The organism is Arthrobacter sp. EM1, assembly GCF_029964055.1.
Lineage (GTDB): Bacteria > Actinomycetota > Actinomycetes > Actinomycetales > Micrococcaceae > Arthrobacter.
Genome location: NZ_CP124836.1, coordinates 1,790,217 through 1,808,897, shown reverse-complemented (window position 1 = coordinate 1,808,897; position 18,681 = coordinate 1,790,217). Strand labels below are relative to the sequence as shown.

Sequence of the window (18,681 nt, the reverse complement as noted above, 5' to 3'; positions counted from 1 at the left end):
GGTGGGCTTCCCCGGCACAGCGGATGTCACAGGTACTGGCCAGTGCTCGGCATTGTTTCGATGGACTTGCCGGGTTCCTGGCCGGCCTTGCCCTGGACAATGGTGCGGATATACGTGATGCGCTCGCCCTTTTTACCCGAGATGCGCGCCCAGTCATCGGGGTTTGTGGTGTTGGGCATGTCCTCATGCTCACGGAATTCGTCAATGACGGCACGCAGCAGGTGGTCGATGCGGATGCCCCTTTGGCCCACCGTCAGCAGGTCCTTGATGGCGTACTTTTTGGCCCGGTCCACCACGTTCTGCACCACGGCGCCGGAGTTGAAGTCCTTGAAGTAGAGCATTTCGGTGTCGCCGTTCGCATAGGTGACCTCGAGGTATTCGTTGGACTTGTCGGTCGAGTACATGGCCTCGACCGTGCGCTGGACCATGGCGTCCACGGTGGCCTGGATGTCCCCGCTGTATTCGGCCAGGTCCGACTCGTGGAAGGGCAGGTCGGCGGTGATGTACTTGTTGAAGATGTCCGCGGCGGCCTCGGCATCGGGGCGGTTGATCTTGACCTTGACGTCCAACCGGCCCGGGCGCAGGATCGCGGGGTCGATCATGTCTTCGCGGTTGGATGCGCCGATGACGATTACATTGTCGAGGCGTTCGACTCCGTCGATCTCGCTGAGCAGCTGCGGGACAATTGTGGTTTCGACGTCGGAGGAGATGCCGGTGCCGCGGGTCCGGAACAGCGAGTCCATTTCGTCGAAGAACACCACCACGGGGCTGCCTTCCGATGCCTTTTCACGGGCCCGGGCAAAGATCAGCCGGATGTGGCGTTCGGTCTCGCCGACGTACTTGTCCAGCAGTTCCGGGCCCTTGATGTTCAGGAAGTAGCTTTTCATGTCCGTTTTGCCGGTGCGTTCGGCCGCCCGGGCGGCCAGGGAGTTGGCTACGGCCTTGGCGATGAGCGTCTTGCCGCAGCCGGGCGGGCCGTAGAGCAGGATCCCTTTGGGCGCCTTGAGGCCGTGTTCGCGGTACAGGTCCGGGTGCAGGAACGGCAGTTCCACGGCGTCGCGGATCTGTTCGATCTGCGGCCCCAGGCCGCCGATGTCCTGGTAGGTGATGTCCGGTACTTCCTCGAGGACCAGGTTCTCGACCTCCGAGCGCGGGATCTTCTCGAGGGCGTAGCCGGTACGGGAATCGATCGAGAGTGCGTCGCCGACGCGGAGTTTCTGCGCGAGCAGGGCGCCCGAGAGCCGGATGACCCGTTCCTCGTCGGCCCGGCCAACTACCAGCGCCCGGTCCGGTCCCAGCAGTTCCTTCAGCGTGACCAGGTCGCCGGCCCGTTCGTATCCCAGCCCGGCGACCACCAGCAGTGCCTCGTTAAGCAGGACTTCCTGGCCGGCCGCCAACTGGTTTATGTTCACCAGCGGACTGATCCCCACACGCATCTTCCGGCCCGCGTTGAAGATGTCCACGGATTCCTCGGTGGCGGCCTGGCCGCCGTTCCCGGCGGCAGGTTGGCGCTTTGGATTCAGCTGCAGCACCGTGCCGAAGCTGTACGGCGGCTGGCCCTCCTGGTCGAGGGCATTCTTCAACCGCATGATTTCCGCTTTTGCGGTCTCCAGCATCGAGACCAGTTTGGAGTTGTTTTGCGTCGCAGCGCCAAGCTGGCGGTCAATCTGCCGGAGCTTGTCCCGGAGGATATTGAGCTGGCGCTCGGCCATCGACAGTTCGCCAATCGGGGGGCCACCACCGTCAGTGGTATGCGCTTGTTCCCCGGCTGCCGCCGCGTCCTGCGCCGGCGTCCGGCCCGGATCGGTGTTCGGAGTCTCCATGGTGCATCAGCCCCTTCGTACGCTTCTCCTTAGACACTAGTCCCAAGAAGACCGGTGACGCGGGAGAGTTCCGAAATGCGGACTACTTCGTGATCTCCGGATCGTCCTTGACGTTGGTTCCGGCGATGGCGTCCCGGGCCGCCCGGCGCAGCTTCTTGTCCGACACGGCGCGCTCCCCTACGGCACCGGGCGTCCAGGCATTTACATCCTCTTCGTTGAAGCCGGTCTTCGACGGACGGCGCTTCAGGGAGATGCCCGTGACGCCGTCCGCGAGCCGCCGGGTGACGAGCAGGAAGCCGGTGTGCGCGACCATCCTGTGGTCCGGACGCACGGCGAGACCCTCGAGGTGCCAGCCGCGGACCATGGATTCCCAGGCGTCGGGTTCGGTGAAGCGGCCGTCGGCGCGGATGGCCTCCGCGGTCCGGGACAGCTGCGTGACGGTGGCGACGTAGTTGATCCACACGCCGCCCGGTGCCAGGACAGTGGCTACGGCGTCAAGGCATTCCCACGGGGCCAGCATGTCCAGGACCACCCGGTCCACCGAACCGGGCTCCTCGGTGCGGACCACTTCCTCCTGGAAATCGCCAATGCTGATCTGCCAGGCCGGGTGCGGGCCGCCGAAGATCGTCTCGACGTTGCCGCGGGCGATGTCGGCGAATTCCTCCCGGCGCTCAAAAGAGTGCAGGTAGCCGTTGTCGCCCACCGCACGAAGCAGCGAGATGGACAACGCGCCGGAGCCGACGCCTGCCTCGACCACGCGGGCGCCCGGGAAGATGTCCGCCATGGTGACAATCTGGCCGGCGTCTTTGGGGTAGACGACGGCCGCGCCGCGCGGCATGGACAGGACAAAGTCCGAGAGCAGGGGCCGCAGCGTCTGGTACTGCTGGCCAACGTTGTTGACTACAACGGATCCATCCGGCATGCCGATGATCTCGTCATGGTTCAGGAAGCCGCGGTGGGTGTGGAAAGCACCGCCGGCTTCAAGGCTGATTGTGTTCATCCGGCCGCGTTCGTCGGTGAGCTGGACACGCTCACCCTCCCGGAAGGGTCCGCGTCGGCGCGCTGACCCGACGGGGGCGGCGGCCATCCGTGCGGTCGCCGTTGCCGGTGCGCTGCTGACGGCAGCGCCGTCGGCCGTTCCGGCGTCGTCTGGGCTGATGCTGGCGGCGGTGTCGCTGCTCATGAAGATGTTCCTCGCTCCTGGAAAGCTGTGTGGACGCCGATGGTGCCGGAGGTCCGGCCCCGGGTGCCCGGGGCCGTGGCCCGGGCACGGAAATACACGACCGGCAGGTAACTCTACCGGCTTTGGCCGAACATCCGCTTGCCGGGCCCCGGACGCCGGCCCTTGAGGGCTGCCAGCACGACTGATTGTCGGAGCAGTCCGGTGACGGTGCCGTCGCGGTCCACCACGGCGTACTCCACGCCGTCGAGCTGGGCCAGGTACTGGAGCAGTTCCTGCCCCTTTGACCAAGCGGGCACGTACGCGCCGGGTCCAAGGGCGTAGGACACGGCGGTGAGGGCGGTGGTGGCAGCCGCGCCGGCAGGAACGGTGGCCACTGCCGCGCCGTCGACCACTCCAGCCGGACGCCCGTCCGGACCGTAAAGGACAATAGCCGGAACTGCCCCGGTGGCCGGATTCGGGGCCAGCGCCAGCAGCTCGGCCACGGTGGCCGACTCCGGGAAGCCGAGCGCGGGTTCGGCCAGCGCCCCGGCTTCCACCAGGGGTAGCCGGCCCCGCAGCCGTGCCTGCACAATCGAGGCGCCGGCGCCCATCCAGAGGAAGCTGCCAACGAGGGCTGTGATGAGCATCAGTGAAACATCCGGCCGGCCGCCGCTGATCAATGGCAGCGCCACAAACCACAGCACGAGGGCGATCACAATGATCCTGCCGCCCCAGCCCGCCGCCACGGTGCCCTTCTCCTGGCTGCCCGTCAGTTTCCACACGGCGGACTCCACCAGCCGGCCGCCGTCCAGCGGCAACCCGGGCAGAACGTTGAAGAGGCCGATCAGCAGGTTGGCCCAGACGAAGATGTTGGCCAGGATGCCCGCGACTCCGCGCAGGTCGGCGCCGGTCAGCAGGAGCCAGCCCGCTGCGGCCAGGACAAAGTTCGCCGCAGGACCTGCCATCGCCACAAGGACCGACCGGCCGGGCGAAGCCGTGAAGCTTTCGAACTGGGTGTGCCCGCCCCAGAGGTTCAAGACGATCTTTTCGCTGGGCCAGCCGAAGATCCTGGCAGTGAGTGCGTGCGCGAGTTCGTGCACCAGGACTGAAATCAGCAGCAGGACAGCGTAGGCGAAGGCGACAAGGTACGCGCCGATGCCCAGCAAGGGGTTGTTCGCCTGCAGCACCGGGCCGTAGGCGATCACGGTGAAGGCGGCAATGATGAACCACGAATAGGCGAGGATTACCGGCACACCAAAGATGCGCCCCAGCGCGATTCCTTCTTTGCGGCCTTGTTTCCGGGGATTCTGCCCATTGCGTCCGCGGGTTTCGGTGTCAGTCATGGTCAGGCACCTTCGCAGCGTCGGGTTCCCGTTCGAGGGGCGCACCCGGGAACTCGTGCCGCAGCGCCACGAGTTCTTCGAGGTCGGCCACCGTACGGCCCGCCAGGGTGTCCCAGCTGGCGTGGCGGGGGTCCGGCGGCAGGGGCACAATGTGCGCAATGGCGACCGTCAGGACTCCGGAGGCGACGGCGGCCGCCACTCCCGGTTCCGAGTCCTCGAGTGCGATGCAGTGGTGCAGGGCCAGCGAGGGGTCCTGCTCCTGGAGCAGTTCGACAGCCTTGAGATAGGCCTCGGGATGCGGCTTGCCCTGTGTGACGGTGTCACCGGTTACCAGGAAATCGAAGTATGGCTTGGGAAGGCTCGCCACGATCTCGCGTGCCAGCGGGGCCTCGGACATGGTCACGAGGGCACAGCGGATGCCCGCGGTGTGGAGCTCGTCCAGGAGCTCCCGGGCGCCGGGCCGCCAGGGCACGAGGGTACGGACCCGGCTGATGACATGGGCCGTGAGGATGTTGATAATCTCACGGCGTTCCAGCGCGACGCCGGCGTCCTGCAGGATGCCCGCGGAGAAGTCCAGGGACTGGCCTACCAGCTGCATCGCCTGCGGATGGGACCACTGCCCGCCGTGCGCCTCGACCAGGGCATGCTCGGCCTCAATCCAGTACGGTTCAGTGTCGACGATGGTGCCATCCATATCCCAGAGCGCGGCTTTGAGGAGGGGCTGGGAAACTGTGGATTGCATACTTTCCAGTCTACGGTGCGGGCCTGTGCGGGGCCCGAGAGTACGCCTGTGGCGAATATCCACCGCGGGACGGCGATTCCCGGCGCTTCATTCCATGCGGCGGCCGGGTCCTTGGACGTAGGGTGAAGAGATGAACAGCTTTGAGGTAGACCCCACGGAAACGGGCAGCGTGCCCGAGCCGGAACGGCTGCTGCAGCCCGTTCCCGAGGGCAGGCGCATCACCGTAATGCTCGCCGCCTTCGAAGGCTGGAACGACGCCGGTGAGGCCGCGAGTGATGCCTTGCGCTACCTGAACAAGCTCTGGGGCGGCAAAAAAGTCGGATCGGTCGACGCCGACGAATACTACGACTTCCAGTTCACCCGGCCCACCATCCGCCGCACGGCGACCGGGGAGCGGAAGATCAAGTGGCCCTCAACCCGGATCTTCAAGGCGAGTGCTCCCGGGTCCAACGTGGACGTAATTTTTGTCCAGGGCACGGAGCCGTCCTACAAATGGCGCGCCTACACCGCCGAACTGTTGGTCCACGCCGAAGCTCTCAACGCCGACTACGTGATCCTCGTCGGCGCGCTGCTCGCCGACGTGCCGCACAGCAGGCCGATTCCGGTAAGCACGTCCACCGATGACCCCGCGCTGCGGGAGCGGATGGACCTTGAAGCATCGCAGTACGAGGGTCCCGTGGGAATCGTCGGGGTCCTCGCTGAAGTAGCACTGCTCGCCGGACTGCCCACGGTCTCGCTCTGGGCCGCGGTCCCGCACTACGTGGCCCAGGCGCCGTCGCCGAAGGCCCAGCTCGCCCTGCTGCACCGGATCGAAGAGTTGCTGCAGGTTCCGCTGGACACCCAGGACCTCGTTGAGGAGTCCGACGCCTGGGAACGCGGCGTGGATGAGCTGGCCACCGAGGACCCCGAAATAGCTGCCTATGTGCGCCAGCTGGAGGAGGCAAAGGACACTGCTGACCTCCCGGAGGCCAGCGGCGAGTCGATCGCCCGGGAATTTGAGCGTTACCTCAAGCGCCGCGGCAAGGACAAGCCATAGCGCAAGGCCGGGTTCGGGCCCTAGAGTTCGACGCCCAGCAGCGCATTGATGGCGTCGCTGACCAGGGCGCCCTCCGCCGGGGATCCCGGCCGGCCGGCTGCAAGGGCGGACGTCGCCCAGTCGTCCACGGCCGCGACCGCCCCGGGAGCGTTCAAATCGTTCGAGAGTTCGGCCCGCAGGCGGGACAGCAGCCCGGCACCTGAGCCCTCCGGCGCGGCGTCGGCCGCAGCCCGCCAGGTGCGGAGCCTGTCCTTGGCAGCGGCGAACCCGGCCCCGGTCCAGGACCAGTCACTGCGGTAGTGGTGGGCCAGAATGGCCAGCCGGATGGCGGCCGGCTCCTCGCCGGCGGCGCGGAGTTTCGAAACCAGGACCAAGTTTCCCTTGGACTTGCTCATTTTCTCGCCGTCCAGCCCGACCATCCCGGCGTGCGCAAAGTGCTGCGCCAGCGGGACGCCGGAGAGGGAGTGTGCGTGCCCGGCACTCATTTCGTGGTGCGGGAAGACCAGGTCCGAGCCGCCGCCCTGCACCGTAAAGGGCGCCGGCAGGTACTCGTGCGCGATGACTGTACATTCGATGTGCCATCCGGGCCGGCCCTCCCCCAGTTCCCCGCCGGGCCAGCTGGGTTCGCCAGCCCGCGCAACCCGCCAGAGCAGCGGGTCCAGGGCCTGATGCTTGCCGACGCGCCCGGGGTCCCCGCCGCGTTCGGCGAAGAGTCCCAGCATTTCGGCGTCGGAGAGTCCGGAGAGCGCGCCGAGGGTCCAGGCATCGGTGGCCTCGGCGGCGTGCTTGCTGGCGGCTTCGACGTCGTAATAGACATCACCGTCAGGCTCGCCGGCTGTGCCGGGGACCCGGTAGGCGAGACCCCGGTGCAGCAGCCGCTCAATGGCCGGCACAATCAGCGGGACAGATTCAACGGCGCCCACATAGCGGTCCGGTGCCAGTACATTGAGGGCCTCCATGTCGGTCTGGAAGAGCTCGATTTGGCTGGCGGCAAGCTCCCGCCAGTCCACGCCGGTCGCCGTAGCGCGCTCCAGCAGGGGGTCGTCGACGTCGGTGACGTTCTGCACGTAGGCGACCTGCTGGCCGCCGTCCCGCCACGCTCGGTTGAGCAGGTCGAACGCGACGTAGCTGGCGGCGTGGCCCATGTGGGTGGCGTCGTAGGGGGTGATTCCGCAGACGTACATCGATTGTTCACCCGCTGCCCCAAGGGTGACGACGCTGCCCTGGGCAGTGTCGAAGAGGCGGAGGGCAGGCATGTTGCCCGGCAGGTGGGGGACGGGGCGGGAGATCCAAGACTTCACAGTCCCAGCCTAGTGCTAGGCGCTGATGACGTTAAAACCGAGCAGCACGTACAGGGCCAGGCCCAGGCCGATCCGGTACCAGACGAAAAGACGATAGCTGTGGGTGGATACATATTTCAGGAACCAGCCGATGATGATGTACCCCACCACAAACGCCACGGCGGTGGCGAGGGCCGTTTCCGGGAGACCGTACGGGCCGCTGATGCCGTCCTTGGAGACCACCTTGTAGAGCTGGTACAAGCCGCTGCCAAAGACGGCAGGGATCGCCAGCAAAAACGAATAGCGGGCTGCCGCCTCGCGGGTGTAGCCCATTAGCAGCCCGGCTGTGATCGTTCCGCCGGAGCGCGAGACCCCGGGGATCAGGGCCATGGCCTGGGCCAGGCCGTAGAGGATGCCGTGTTTGTAGCTGAGCTGGGTCAAGTCGCGCTGCTGGCGTCCGACGGCGTCGGCGACTGCGAGGATCATGCCGAAAACAATCAGTGTGGTGGCAACGATCCAGAGGCTGCGGAGCACGGATTCGATTTGGTCCTGGAACAGCAGCCCGAGGACGATGATCGGCAGGCTGCCGAGGATCACCAGCCACCCCATCCTGGCGTCAGGGTGCTGCCGGGACACCCTGCCGGTCAGGGATCCGGCCCATGCCCTCACGATCCGCACAATGTCGCGGCGGAAATACACAATGACAGCGGTCTCCGTGCCGAGCTGGGTGATGGCGGTAAACGCGGCACCGGGATCGGCCGCCGTGGGCAGGAACGAGCCAACGATCCGCAGATGGGCGCTAGAGGAAATCGGAAGGAATTCAGTCAGACCCTGTACAAGGCCCAGAAAGGCCGCTTCAAACCAGTTCACGTTTATAGACCCTACGTTATGAAGCCGTCCTAATCCCCGTAAGCTTGCTGACATGCAGCAGCGTTATGTCGGCAACAGTGGGTTGCGCGTGTCCTCCCTTTCCCTCGGCACCATGTCCTGGTCCCGGGAAACAGATGAGCAGGATGCCTCGGCCCTGCTCCGCACTTTTCTGGACGGAGGCGGGACCTTGCTGGACACTGCAGCGTCCTACGGCGAAGGCCGGGCCGAGGCGATGCTGGGCGGCATGCTGGGCGACGTCGTGGCGCGCTCGGAGGTAGTCATTTCCACAAAAGCCGGGCTGTCGACGGCGGATGGCCGGCGCAGCGTGGACACCTCGAGGAACGGAATGCTTGCCGGCCTGGATGCGAGCCTTGCGCGGCTGGGGACCGACTACGTGGACCTCTGGTTCGCTCAGGCCTGGGATCCGAACGTCCCGTTGGAGGAGACCTTGTCCGCACTTGAATTCGCGGTGCGCTCGGGCCGTGCCCGCTATGCAGGCGTCTCGAACTTCAACGGCTGGCAGACGGCAAAGGCGGCAGCGGTGGCTGGTTTCCCGCTGGTCGCCAACCAGTCCGAATACTCCCTCCTGTGCCGCTCCCCCGAAGCCGAACTTATACCGGCCGTCGAGGACGCCGGATTGGGCCTGATGGCTTGGGGCGCGATGGGACGGGGGGTGTTGAGCGGGAAGTACCGCGGCCAGATTCCCGCGGATTCTCGGGCCGCCCAGGAGCGGTTGGCAGGATATGTCGAGCCGTACCTTGAAGGTTCGGCATCCAGCGTGGTGGAGGCTGTTGCAATGGCGGCGAAGGGCCTGGGCCGGACAGCCATGGACGTCGCCCTGAGCTGGCTGTTGTCCCAGCACGGTGTGGCAACGGCGGTCGTGGGACCGCGGACCCCGGTCCAGCTCAAGGAGATCCTGGATGCGACACTGGCGCCCCTCCCGCCGCAGATCGCGCAGGCCCTCGAAGATGTGTCCCGCCCCGTTTAGGCGGCGACCCCAGCCGGCTTCACCGCCGGATCAGTTCTGGAGGATTTCGAGGTCTTCTTCTTCGTCGGTCTCGTCCTCGTCCTCAGCACCGCCGTCGTCCATAACCTCAAGCCCGGTCACTTCGCCGTACGCTTCATAGAGGGCATCGTCGTAGACTTCAAAAGCATCGGCAAGGGTGAAAAACGCCGCCTCGACTGCTGGGTCCCCGGGCCGCCGCTGGGATGACGCCGCGGCAAGGTGTTCTTCCAGCGCAGCCGTGAGGGCTCCAAGCGCGACACGCGGATCGATGCTCATGACTTCACGTTAGCCGGAAATGGACGAAAATGGAGAGCAATGAAAGAACATTTTCTCAACAGCTCAGTCCGGCGGGAACGGGACTACGCCAAGCAGTACGAGTACCTCGTGGTGACGGTCAGTCCTGACGATTCCCTGCCCGAGGCGCACCGCCGTCTGGTCGAACATTCCGAGTACGGAAAATGGGAGCTGGAACGCAGTGTGCTGTATCTGGGCGGCGGCCGCCGCTTCTGGCTCCGCCGCCGGGTGACGCAGGTCCAGCGAACCGTTTAGGGCGCCTCCAGCGGACCACCTAGGCGTCGGGGTCCAGCGGACCCAGCCATGCGCTGGCTACGGTGTTGTGTGCCGATTCGTCGTCCGAGGGATGGAACATGCCCGCAAGTACGTCACGGTACAGCCGTTCCAGTTCGGAACCGCGAAAGTAGCTCGATCCCCCGGAGACCCTGATGGCCAGGTCCACGACGGTACGGGCCGTCTCGGTCGCACTGACTTTCAGACCGACCAGTTTCGGGAACCACTGGCCGCCGTGATCGGCAAGCGAGTCGACGTCCGTCGCGACGCTGGCCAGCTGCGGGTATAGCGCGTCCATCGCCATCGCTGCGTCGGCCACCTTCCAGCGGATGTCAGGGTCCTGGGCGTAGCTTCGCCCGCCGTTTTTGAACGACGTCCGTCGCTTAACGGCCTGGACGCCCAGGGACAGGGCGCGTTCGCCGATGCCGGTGTACACCGCGGCAAGGAGCGTCTCGAAGCACGCGAAGATGGCGAAGATCAGCGGATCGGCGTTCGGGCCTACCGGCAACTTCCGGAAGATCCGCTCCGGGGGCACCACGGCGTCCGCCAGGACCGTTGTGTTCGATTGGCTGGCCCGCATGCCCAGCGTGTCCCAGTCGGGCAGGATTTCGTAGCCCGGGGTCTCCCTGGTGATAAAACCGTGGACCAGTTGCCCCGCGCCGTCCGCGGCGGCGGAGTCCTTTCCAAAGATCCCGAGCCGGGTCCACACCGGTGAGAGGCTGGTGAAGATCTTTCGGCCGGTGAAGGCGTAGCCGCCGCCGGCCTGCGGAACAGCTGTGGTGCGCGAATCAAAGAGCACCGAGTCGTTGCCGGGCTCCGAGTTTCCGAACGCGAAGATCTCCCCCTGGCCGGCTTCCTTCAGGACATAGTCCAGCGACGAATCACCGCGGGCCGCCAAAACATGCGCGACGCCGGTCCACACCAGGTGCATGTTGATTGCCAGTGCGGTGGCCGGCGCGGCCGTCGCCAGCCGGCGCTGGAGCGCGGCTGCCGCCGCGAGCCCGAGTCCGAAGCCGCCGTCGGACTCGGGCACGAATATCTTCAGGTAGCCGGCCGCGGCCAGGTCCGCCAGGTCCTCGTGGAAAAAGGCGTTGTCCCGGTCGTAGCCGGCGGCGCGGCCGCGGATCCGGTCCAGCAGGGCGTCGGACAGCACGTCTTCGGGGCGCATGCGCGGTGCCTTTCGGGTGTCTAGTAGTTGGTGAGCAGGGTGTCCAGCACCCGCGAGCCGAACTTCAGGGACTCGGTGGGGACTCGTTCGTCCACGCCGTGGAACATTCCGGTGAAGTCCAGTTCGTCCGGGAGCTGGAGCGGGGCGAAGCCGTAGCCGGTGATGCCGAGCCGGCTTAGGGACTTGTTGTCCGTGCCGCCGGAGAGGGTGTACGGCAAAACCTTCGCGCCCGGGTCCTCCGAGTGCAGCGCATCAATCATGGCATCCACGAGGTTGCCGGCGAACGGAACTTCGAGGGAGACATCGTTGTGGACGTAGCTGACGTCGACGCCCTTGCCTGCGAGTTCGCGGACGATTTCAAGGACCTGCTGCTCCTGCCCGGGCAGGGTGCGGCAGTCGATGAGGGCCTCCGCAGATTCGGGGATCACATTGTGCTTGTAACCGCCTTTAAGCAGGGTGGGGTTGGTGGTGTTCTGCAGCGTGGCACCGACAAAGCGGGCCACGGTACCAAGTTCCTTGAGGATCTTGTCCGGATCGTCTGGATCGAATTCGACGCCCGTGAGTTCCGTCACGCCGTCCAGGAACTGCCGGGTTGTGGGAGTCAGCTCCAGCGGCCACCGGTACTCCCCGATCCGGGACACCGCGCTGGCCAGCCGGGTGACGGCGTTGTCCGTGTTGATCTGGGAACCGTGTCCAGCCCGGCCATGGGCGACAAGCCGGAGCCAGGAAATTCCCTTTTCCGCGGTCTGCAGCAGGTAGGTGCGCTGGCCGCCGATGGTGGCGGAGAAGCCGCCGACCTCGGAGATGGCCTCGGTGGCCCCGTCAAAGAGTTCGGGCCTCTTCTCAATCGCATAGCGGGCGCCGTAAGTGCCGCCGGCTTCCTCGTCAGCGAAGAACGCGAAGATCAGGTCGCGTTTCGGTTTGCGGCCGGTGCGGGCAAAATTCCGCAGGACTGAGAGGATCATGGCGTCCATGTCCTTCATATCCACGGCACCGCGGCCCCAGATCATGCCGTCCTTGAGTTCGGCGCCGAAGGGATCCACCGACCACTGGTCACGCAGGGCCGGGACGACATCCAAATGCCCGTGCACCACGAGGGCGCCGGCGGACGGGTCCTCCCCGGCCAGCCTCGTCACCACGCTGGCCCGGCCGGGAGCGGATTCGAAAATCTCGGCGTCGAGTCCCACTTCGGTCATCAGGCCCGCGGTGTATTCGGCGGCTGCCCGTTCGCCCGGGCCGGAGCCGTCTCCGTAGTTGGACGTGTCGATCCGGATCAGTTCCTGGCAGATCCTGACGACTTCGTCCTCGGGCCTGATTTCAGTCATGGTCGCTCCTCCTGGCGTCGGGTGGTTGTGCTCACTTCAGCCTACCCACCTGCGCCCCGGGGCCCCGATTATTTGTTTCCGGAAACTTCATGCTAGAGTCTTTCTCGCTGCTTCGGAGAAAACCGAAACGCTGAAAGGCGAAAAGGTTCACCGAACACCACCTGCGCGGGTGGCGGAATGGCAGACGCGCTAGCTTGAGGTGCTAGTCCTCGAAAGGGGGTGGGGGTTCAAGTCCCCCTCCGCGCACAACAGGAAAAGGCCCTGGAATCCGTATGGATTCCGGGGCCTTTTTTGGCTTTCAGGACTGGGTGCTTGGTACGGCCACCAGCCACGTGCCCTTCCCACCATCCCGGCCAAGGTCCGGACGGGCCGGTCGGATCTGCGTGGTGCAACTGGGCACATCCGGTTCGCATCTGGGAGCCCGCCTAAGCTATCCGGTACCTGGTCGGCGGGCGCGGCCGGAATCAGGGCCACTGCCCGCCAGCGCTGGCGGTCTCCTCTGGCCCCGAGGGTCTGCCCCGAAGCCCGGCAGGCTCCCCCAAGGCAGCGCGCACGACGGTGAGCAGCGAACGGAAACGGGGGTCTTCCGGCAGCGTGTCCAGCAGCACGGGTCCCCGGGGTCCGGCCAGCGGGATGCGCCAGTTGGGATACTGCGTGCTGGTTCCTGGCTGGTTCTGCGTGCGGGTTTCGCCCACCGCATCAACCAGGGCGACGCCCAGGAGCGACGATGGTGCCAGCGCGGTGAACGCGTACAGCGCCTCGACCGTGCCCTGCACGTCCGGATGCCCCGGCACTTGTGGGCGGCTTTGCTCGGGCAGGAGTCCACGGTCCCGGAGCAGGCTGAGCACCGCAGCCTGCTCTGCGGCGGCCGCGGCCAGTTCCTCATCCACCGGACGCTGCAGCAGCCCCAGGGATTCGCGGAGGGTGACGTGCTCGCCGGCCAGGAAGCCTGCTGTCGGTGGCAGGTCGTGGGTGTTGACGCTGGTCAGGCACTGCTGCCGGTACCGTTCCGGCGGGATGGGGCCCTCGGCGTTGTGCTCGAACCAGAGAATTGAGGTGCCGAAGATCCCGCGTTCGGCCAGGTAGTCCCGGACCCACGGCTCATACACCCCCAGGTCCTCGCCGATCACTATCGCGCCGGCCCGCTGCGCCTCCAGGGCGAGGATGCCGATCAGTGCCTCGTGGTCGTAGTAGACATAGGTGCCGTGTTCGGGACCGGCACCGGCCGGGATCCACCACAGCCGGAAAAGGCCCAGGATGTGGTCCACCCGGATCCCGCCGGCATGGCGCAGCACTGTCCGGAGCATGTCCCGGTACGCGGCATAGCCTGTCTCCGCGAGCCGCCCCGGGTGCCAGGGGGGTTGGGTCCAGTTTTGTCCCTGCTGGTTGAACATGTCCGGCGGCGCGCCGACTGTGACATCGCTGGCGAGTACCCCGGCCAGCGACCAGTTGTCCGAGCCGCCTTGCTTCACCCCGACCGCAAGATCATGGATGACCCCGATTTCCATACCGGCGCGCCGGGCCGAGCGTTGGGCTGCTTCGAGCTGCTGGTCGCAGAGCCACTGCAGCCAGCGGTGGAATTCGATCCGGCCGGCGAGCAGTGTGCGTTGCTCCTTGCAGTAGGCGGTGTCGGGCGCGGCTGCCTCGGCAGTCCACTGCGGTGCCTCCGGGGGCAGTTTCTCGGCCAGGGCGCACCAAAGCGCGAAGTCGTCGAGTCCTTGGCCCTGCCCTGCACAGAAATCCTGAAAAGCCACTGCGCGGGCCGGGCCCCGCGGGACGCCGAACACCAGTTCAAGGGCCGCCAGTTTTCCGGCGAAACTGGAGTTCCGGTCAAGCAGTCCGGTCGCCTGATTGGCGGTGTGCTGCTGACCGGCCAGGTTCTCCACTTCTGCCCGGCCTGCGGAGTCGAGGTAGCCGTACTCGGGGACCTCCTCCACCCGGAGGTAGAGCGGGTTGAAGAAGCGGCGGGTGGTCGGCAGGTATGGCGAGTCTTCGACCGGGGGGCGGGGTTCGGCGGCATGCAAGGGGTTGACCAGCAGGAAGCCTGCACCCTGTTGCCCGGTGATCGCGGCGAGGTCCGCGAGGTCCGCGAAGTCGCCGATGCCCCAGGACCGGGAGGACCGGACCGAATACAGCTGGGCGGTCAGTCCCCAGTTCCGCCGCCCGGCGAGCGCCTCGGTGGTGCTCAGCGTCAGCGGCGTGACGATGAGCGGACAGTGCGCCGCGGTGCCTTCGTTGTCTGCCAGCAGGGTGTGCCAGCCGAGGGGCACCCCGTCCGGAATCACGAAGGTCGCACGGCCGGTGAGGACGCCGTCGACGTCGACGGGGCCATCCCAATTTTCTTGTTGAGTCGTTTTGTACCTGCTTCCGTCCTCGGCGACAATCCACACCCGGACGGCGGTCCCATGGGGTACATGGACATCAATGGCGAGCGGCTGACCTGCACGGGCCACGGCGACCGCTGGCAACAGTCGCCGCCACGGTGCCAGTTGAGCCTCAGCCAGTGAGCGTTCCAGCTCCGCGGGGTCCCCGGCCGGCACACCCAGGGCGCCCAGGACGCTGCGCAGGGTCTCGTCTGCAACGGACCGTTCAACGCCGTCCCAGCCCCGGTAGGAGGTTCCGACACGATGGGCCGCTGCAAGTTCCCTGAGCAGTTCGGCTGTGCCGGTCGAGCTGTTGTGGTGCGTTCGGTCCGCCATGTGGCAACTGTAGACGCTTGCCGTCCGCCCCGTCCCGTCCCGAGGGAAGCAAGTTCTGCCCGGCGGTTCCGGCTAGCTATGCTGGCCCGCCGGCTTTAGGTGCAGGGCTCACCTCCAAGCTAGCGTTGCGTCCTATGATCGACGTCGAACGATTCCGGGTGCTTCTTCAGGAGGAGCGCCGCCGGAAACTTGCCCTCCTCCCCGCACTCAGCAAGGACATCAGCTCGGTCAATGCCGCCCGTCAGGACTCCAACGTCGACGACGAGCACGATCCGGAAGGTGCCACGATCGCGTTTGAGCTCTCGCAGGCGTCGGCCCTGCTGGAACAGAGCCGGCAGGGGTTCGCGCACATTGAAGCGGCCCTGGAACGGATTGAGGCAGGCACGTACGGCGTCTGTGCGGTGTGTGGTGAACAGATCGCAGAGGCCCGGCTGGAGGCCAGGGCGTGGACTCCGTTCTGCATCCGCCACAGTGCAGGTCCTGCGGGCCCGGCCGGAAGAACAGGACAACCGAAGCCATGACCAACGCCGCCGAGACCTGGTGGAGCCGGATCCTGGCAGGGTTCACCCACTCCCCCCTGCCCCACGTCACCGGCATTGAACTGGCGCTGGTGGTCCTGCTCGCCGTTGCGCTGTCCCTGCCACGGGTGACCTGGCGGTATTTCGGCTTGCTGGCCACCGTGACCCACGAACTCGGCCATGCTTTCGCTGCGCTGATGACCGGCCAGCGGCTCGGTGGAATCCGGCTGAGCCTGGACCACTCGGGCACCACCACCACCTACAGCCGCCGCCCGCTGGCAGCCGTCTGGTCGACGTTCTGGGGCTACCCGGTGCCGGCCGTCGTCGGTGCAGCCATGGTCTGGTGCGGTTTCAACGGCTGGGGTCCGGCGGCGATGTCGGTAGGAACCCTTGTGCTGCTGGCCTCATTCCTGTTCATCCGCAACGGGGTCGGACTGCTCATCACCGCGGCCGCTGTCCTTGCCGCCGTGCTGCTGGTGCTCTTCGTCCCGCCCGAATTCAACGGACACGTGGTGATCGTGCTCGGCCTGGCGCTGCTGGTCGCCGCCGTCCGCGACCTTGGGAAGCTGGCCAATGTGCACCTGCGGCACCGGGACCGGCTCGCATCCTCGGACGCGTACTTGCTGACCCGGGCCACGCGTGTTCCCGCGGGGCTGTGGATCGTGCTCTTCGCCGCCGTCGTCGGGGCCGCCTGGTGGGTGGCCTGGCAGCCGATGTTACAGGTGTTCGACGTGCTGGTCGGGGCCATGCTGCCGGGCTCAGCCGGCTTCCCGGACTTGGGGCATAGGCTGGGACCATGAATATGAAGCATACTGATGACCCGGCATTCAGCACTAAGGGTGCCTACGTCACCGGCGGCGGGGAGTTCACCCGCGACACCAACTACATCGAGGACCGGATTACCCGCGACGGCGCCCCGGGCCTGAAGGGGGAGCCAGGCTGGCCGGTGGAACCCGGACGGTACCGGCTGATAGCGGCCCGAGCGTGCCCCTGGGCCAACCGTACCGTGATCGTGCGCCGGCTCCTGGGCCTTGAGGATGTCATCTCCCTCGGCCAGCCCGGACCAACCCATGACGCGCGCTCGTGGACTTTTGACCTTGACCCCGGCGGCAAGGATCCGGTCCTGGGCATGGAACGGATCCAGGAGGCGTACTTTCGCCGGTTTCCGGAGTACCCCCGGGGCATCACCGTCCCGGCGATTATCGACGTCGGCAGCGGCGAGGTGGTCACAAACGACTTCCCGCAAATCACCCTGGACTTCTCCACCGAGTGGGCCGGTTACCACCGCCCCGGTGCCCCCGAGCTGTACCCGCAGGCCCTCCGCGGCGAAATCGACGCGGTCAACAGGCGGGTCTTCACCGAGGTCAATAACGGCGTCTACCGCTGTGGCTTCGCCGGCTCCCAGCGGGCCTATGATGCTGCATACGACCGGCTCTGGACGGCGCTGGACTGGCTGGAGGAACGCTTGACGGGCCAGCGGTACCTCGTTGGAGACACCATCACCGAGGCCGACGTCCGGCTCTTCACAACACTGGCGCGGTTCGATGCCGTCTACCACGGGCATTTCAAGTGCAACCGGCAAAAACTCAGCGAGATGCCGGCGCTCTGGGGATATGCAAGGGACTTGTTCCAGACCCCCGGCTTTGGCGACACCACCGACTTCGTGCAGATCAAGCAGCACTACTACATCGTCCATGAGGACATCAACCCCACCGGGATCGTGCCGATGGGCCCCGCGCTGGGCAACTGGCTGAGCGCACACGGCCGCGAAGCCCTCGGCGGCCGGCCCTTCGGGGATGGAACACCTCCGGGCCCGGTCCGGGCAGGGGAAGAAGTGGCCCCCGGCCACGGGGCCGGCTGAGGGCACGGGCTGCTGACGGGACAGCAACGCTCCCGACAGCACCAGGGGTGAGCTGCTTGGCCGGCTCAGCGTTCTTCCAGTTGTAGCAGCAATACCACCGCCCTAGGGTGGGTTCTGATGACAACTACAGAAGAGGCCACCCAGGCCGGGCGCCCCTCGCTGTTCCGGCGGTCTTGGGGGGTAGTGGCCAGCAACGCTTCCGTTGTGCTGCTGTGGCCCCGATTGCAGCTGGCGGTAAAAGCCGGACTCGCCGCGGGCATTGCGTTCGCCATAGCTCCCCTGATGCCGGGCTCGGCCGCCAATTACCCCTATTACGCGCCGCTGGGAGCCCTGGTGGTGATGTATGAAAACGTTGCGGGCTCCATGCGGCAAGGTGTGCAGACGCTGGTGGGGCTTGCCATCGGCATTGGCTTGGCCTTTGTGCTGTTCCTGCGCGGCAGTCCCACGCCGCTGACAGTCGCTTTGGTGATGGCCCTCGGCGTTGTTTTGGCGGGGCTGCCGAAGCTCGGCGCTGGCCGGGACTGGATTCCGACGGCGGCGCTGCTTGTCCTGCTGGTCGGCGGCCACGACCCGGACCAGTTCTCCTTCGGGTATCTCCTCCAGATGGGGGCCGGGGTCAGCGTGGGCATCCTGGTGAACCTGCTGGTCTTCCCGCCGCTGCACTTCCGCGCCGCTGAGCTTAGTATTGCCGAACTCCGGCTGGCACTCGCCAGTCAGCTCAGCGACATGGCAAAGGCATTAAAGGAGAGTTGGCCGCCGGAGCACAAAGAGTGGTCCCGGCAGTCCGACACCCTTGAAGCGTCCGTCCGCTCCGTTCGGCTGGCCGTGGAGAAGGCCGATGCAAGCCGGCGCGCCAACCCGAGGCGCAGGCTCCATCCGCGGGATATCGAGCGGGACTACCGCAACCTGAGGGACCTGGAGCGGGTGACCTTCCACGTCCAGGACGTGACGCAGGTGCTCTCGGATGTCATTTGGGCCACGGACACGCCCTTTGTGGTGCCGGATGAATACGCAGCACCACTCGCCGACGCCATGTTTGCGGTCGGCGACGTGCTGCGCGCACTCCAGGAGGAGGAACCGGAACGCCAGTCGGAACTAAGTGAAGAAGCCGACGCCGCCGTCAAGTCCCTGACGGCGCGCCTCGGCGCCGAGGACGTGCAAACTGAGGGCCCCAGTGCCGTCGAATCGATCCTTTTGAGCCTGCACCGGATGCTGCGTGTGGCGAGGGCTTTCGCGAACCAGGCATAGCGTCCGGCATTCGCATCCCGCACGGCCGCCTTC

Annotated in this window: 17 protein-coding genes and 1 tRNA gene; 8 read left to right on the top strand and 10 right to left on the bottom strand. The window is 66.4% G+C overall.

Annotation, left to right across the window (positions count from 1 at the left end; genetic code table 11):
* Window positions 1–26 precede the first annotated feature (26 nt).
* The 4 genes from arc to QI450_RS08250 all read right to left on the bottom strand — a co-directional run bounded on the left by arc (window position 27) and on the right by QI450_RS08250 (window position 5,070).
* Window positions 27–1,823 carry a proteasome ATPase gene (gene arc, locus QI450_RS08265; RefSeq protein WP_226775850.1) on the bottom strand — a complete coding sequence of 599 codons (1,797 nt, stop codon included), beginning with the start codon at window positions 1,821–1,823 and terminating at the stop codon, window positions 27–29.
* Window positions 1,824–1,905: 82 nt separating this feature from the next.
* On the bottom strand, window positions 1,906–3,006 hold the full coding sequence (locus QI450_RS08260; protein ID WP_226775851.1) for a tRNA (adenine-N1)-methyltransferase: 1,101 nt from the start codon (window positions 3,004–3,006) through the stop codon (window positions 1,906–1,908).
* Between the two features lie 113 nt (window positions 3,007–3,119).
* Window positions 3,120–4,328, bottom strand: a complete 1,209-nt coding sequence (locus tag QI450_RS08255) for a site-2 protease family protein (RefSeq protein ID WP_226775852.1) — start codon at window positions 4,326–4,328, stop codon at window positions 3,120–3,122.
* Window positions 4,321–5,070, bottom strand: a complete 750-nt coding sequence (locus tag QI450_RS08250; protein ID WP_282468153.1) for an HAD family hydrolase — start codon at window positions 5,068–5,070, stop codon at window positions 4,321–4,323. The genes QI450_RS08255 and QI450_RS08250 overlap by 8 nt, the downstream gene beginning before the upstream one ends.
* A gap of 130 nt (window positions 5,071–5,200) precedes the next feature.
* Here QI450_RS08250 and QI450_RS08245 point away from each other — a divergent pair, with 130 nt between their 5' ends.
* Window positions 5,201–6,106: a PAC2 family protein gene (locus tag QI450_RS08245; RefSeq protein ID WP_226775854.1), complete on the top strand. Its 906-nt coding sequence runs from the start codon at window positions 5,201–5,203 to the stop codon at window positions 6,104–6,106.
* Between the two features lie 20 nt (window positions 6,107–6,126).
* On the opposite strand, the gene mshC is transcribed toward QI450_RS08245, so the two are convergent.
* Window positions 6,127–7,407 (bottom strand): cysteine--1-D-myo-inosityl 2-amino-2-deoxy-alpha-D-glucopyranoside ligase, encoded by a 1,281-nt coding sequence (mshC, locus tag QI450_RS08240; RefSeq protein ID WP_226775855.1) that lies wholly within the window; start codon window positions 7,405–7,407, stop codon window positions 6,127–6,129.
* Window positions 7,408–7,422: 15 nt separating this feature from the next.
* Window positions 7,423–8,256, bottom strand: coding sequence for an undecaprenyl-diphosphate phosphatase (locus QI450_RS08235; RefSeq protein WP_226775856.1), 834 nt, complete (start codon window positions 8,254–8,256; stop codon window positions 7,423–7,425).
* A gap of 52 nt (window positions 8,257–8,308) precedes the next feature.
* Between QI450_RS08235 and QI450_RS08230 the strand changes: the two genes are divergently transcribed.
* Window positions 8,309–9,244 (top strand): aldo/keto reductase, encoded by a 936-nt coding sequence (locus tag QI450_RS08230; protein WP_282359924.1) that lies wholly within the window; start codon window positions 8,309–8,311, stop codon window positions 9,242–9,244.
* 30 nt (window positions 9,245–9,274) lie between these two features.
* Here the strand turns inward: QI450_RS08230 and QI450_RS08225 are convergent, their stop codons facing one another.
* Window positions 9,275–9,538 (bottom strand): hypothetical protein, encoded by a 264-nt coding sequence (locus QI450_RS08225; RefSeq protein ID WP_226775858.1) that lies wholly within the window; start codon window positions 9,536–9,538, stop codon window positions 9,275–9,277.
* A gap of 39 nt (window positions 9,539–9,577) precedes the next feature.
* On the opposite strand from QI450_RS08225, the gene QI450_RS08220 reads away from it, so the two are divergent.
* A complete protein-coding gene (locus tag QI450_RS08220) occupies window positions 9,578–9,811 on the top strand; it encodes a DUF5703 family protein (protein ID WP_226775859.1) in 234 nt (77 codons plus the stop codon).
* Between the two features lie 19 nt (window positions 9,812–9,830).
* Here QI450_RS08220 and QI450_RS08215 read toward each other — a convergent pair whose 3' ends face one another.
* A complete protein-coding gene (locus tag QI450_RS08215; RefSeq protein WP_226775860.1) occupies window positions 9,831–10,997 on the bottom strand; it encodes an acyl-CoA dehydrogenase family protein in 1,167 nt (388 codons plus the stop codon).
* Window positions 10,998–11,017: 20 nt separating this feature from the next.
* Window positions 11,018–12,322 carry a M20/M25/M40 family metallo-hydrolase gene (locus tag QI450_RS08210; protein WP_226775861.1) on the bottom strand — a complete coding sequence of 435 codons (1,305 nt, stop codon included), beginning with the start codon at window positions 12,320–12,322 and terminating at the stop codon, window positions 11,018–11,020.
* Window positions 12,323–12,485: 163 nt separating this feature from the next.
* Here QI450_RS08210 and QI450_RS08205 point away from each other — a divergent pair.
* Window positions 12,486–12,568 (top strand) — tRNA-Leu (locus QI450_RS08205).
* A gap of 218 nt (window positions 12,569–12,786) precedes the next feature.
* Here QI450_RS08205 and malQ read toward each other — a convergent pair.
* On the bottom strand, window positions 12,787–15,021 hold the full coding sequence (gene malQ / locus QI450_RS08200) for a 4-alpha-glucanotransferase (protein WP_226775862.1): 2,235 nt from the start codon (window positions 15,019–15,021) through the stop codon (window positions 12,787–12,789).
* Window positions 15,022–15,155: 134 nt separating this feature from the next.
* Between malQ and QI450_RS08195 the strand changes: the two genes are divergently transcribed.
* The 4 genes from QI450_RS08195 to QI450_RS08180 all read left to right on the top strand — a co-directional run bounded on the left by QI450_RS08195 (window position 15,156) and on the right by QI450_RS08180 (window position 18,648).
* Window positions 15,156–15,542, top strand: a complete 387-nt coding sequence (locus tag QI450_RS08195; RefSeq protein ID WP_226775863.1) for a TraR/DksA C4-type zinc finger protein — start codon at window positions 15,156–15,158, stop codon at window positions 15,540–15,542.
* On the top strand, window positions 15,539–16,339 hold the full coding sequence (locus tag QI450_RS08190; protein WP_226775864.1) for a M50 family metallopeptidase: 801 nt from the start codon (window positions 15,539–15,541) through the stop codon (window positions 16,337–16,339). The genes QI450_RS08195 and QI450_RS08190 overlap by 4 nt, the downstream gene beginning before the upstream one ends.
* Window positions 16,336–17,400 carry a glutathione S-transferase C-terminal domain-containing protein gene (locus QI450_RS08185; protein ID WP_226775865.1) on the top strand — a complete coding sequence of 355 codons (1,065 nt, stop codon included), beginning with the start codon at window positions 16,336–16,338 and terminating at the stop codon, window positions 17,398–17,400. The genes QI450_RS08190 and QI450_RS08185 overlap by 4 nt, the downstream gene beginning before the upstream one ends.
* Before the next feature lie 117 nt (window positions 17,401–17,517).
* A complete protein-coding gene (locus QI450_RS08180) occupies window positions 17,518–18,648 on the top strand; it encodes an aromatic acid exporter family protein (protein ID WP_226775866.1) in 1,131 nt (376 codons plus the stop codon).
* Window positions 18,649–18,681: the final 33 nt, after the last annotated feature.

What these genes read in the sequence shown, in the direction of transcription:
- arc (WP_226775850.1), bottom strand. Translation starts at nt 1,823, where the DNA reads ATGGAGACTCCGAACACCGATCCGGGCCGGACGCCGGCGCAGGACGCG.
- QI450_RS08260 (WP_226775851.1), bottom strand. Translation starts at nt 3,006, where the DNA reads ATGAGCAGCGACACCGCCGCCAGCATCAGCCCAGACGACGCCGGAACG.
- QI450_RS08255 (WP_226775852.1), bottom strand. Translation starts at nt 4,328, where the DNA reads ATGACTGACACCGAAACCCGCGGACGCAATGGGCAGAATCCCCGGAAA.
- QI450_RS08250 (WP_282468153.1), bottom strand. Translation starts at nt 5,070, where the DNA reads ATGCAATCCACAGTTTCCCAGCCCCTCCTCAAAGCCGCGCTCTGGGAT.
- QI450_RS08245 (WP_226775854.1), top strand. Translation starts at nt 5,201, where the DNA reads ATGAACAGCTTTGAGGTAGACCCCACGGAAACGGGCAGCGTGCCCGAG.
- QI450_RS08230 (WP_282359924.1), top strand. Translation starts at nt 8,309, where the DNA reads ATGCAGCAGCGTTATGTCGGCAACAGTGGGTTGCGCGTGTCCTCCCTT.
- QI450_RS08225 (WP_226775858.1), bottom strand. Translation starts at nt 9,538, where the DNA reads ATGAGCATCGATCCGCGTGTCGCGCTTGGAGCCCTCACGGCTGCGCTG.
- QI450_RS08220 (WP_226775859.1), top strand. Translation starts at nt 9,578, where the DNA reads ATGAAAGAACATTTTCTCAACAGCTCAGTCCGGCGGGAACGGGACTAC.
- QI450_RS08215 (WP_226775860.1), bottom strand. Translation starts at nt 10,997, where the DNA reads ATGCGCCCCGAAGACGTGCTGTCCGACGCCCTGCTGGACCGGATCCGC.
- QI450_RS08210 (WP_226775861.1), bottom strand. Translation starts at nt 12,322, where the DNA reads ATGACTGAAATCAGGCCCGAGGACGAAGTCGTCAGGATCTGCCAGGAA.
- malQ (WP_226775862.1), bottom strand. Translation starts at nt 15,021, where the DNA reads ATGGCGGACCGAACGCACCACAACAGCTCGACCGGCACAGCCGAACTG.
- QI450_RS08195 (WP_226775863.1), top strand. Translation starts at nt 15,156, where the DNA reads ATGATCGACGTCGAACGATTCCGGGTGCTTCTTCAGGAGGAGCGCCGC.
- QI450_RS08190 (WP_226775864.1), top strand. Translation starts at nt 15,539, where the DNA reads ATGACCAACGCCGCCGAGACCTGGTGGAGCCGGATCCTGGCAGGGTTC.
- QI450_RS08185 (WP_226775865.1), top strand. Translation starts at nt 16,336, where the DNA reads ATGAATATGAAGCATACTGATGACCCGGCATTCAGCACTAAGGGTGCC.
- QI450_RS08180 (WP_226775866.1), top strand. Translation starts at nt 17,518, where the DNA reads ATGACAACTACAGAAGAGGCCACCCAGGCCGGGCGCCCCTCGCTGTTC.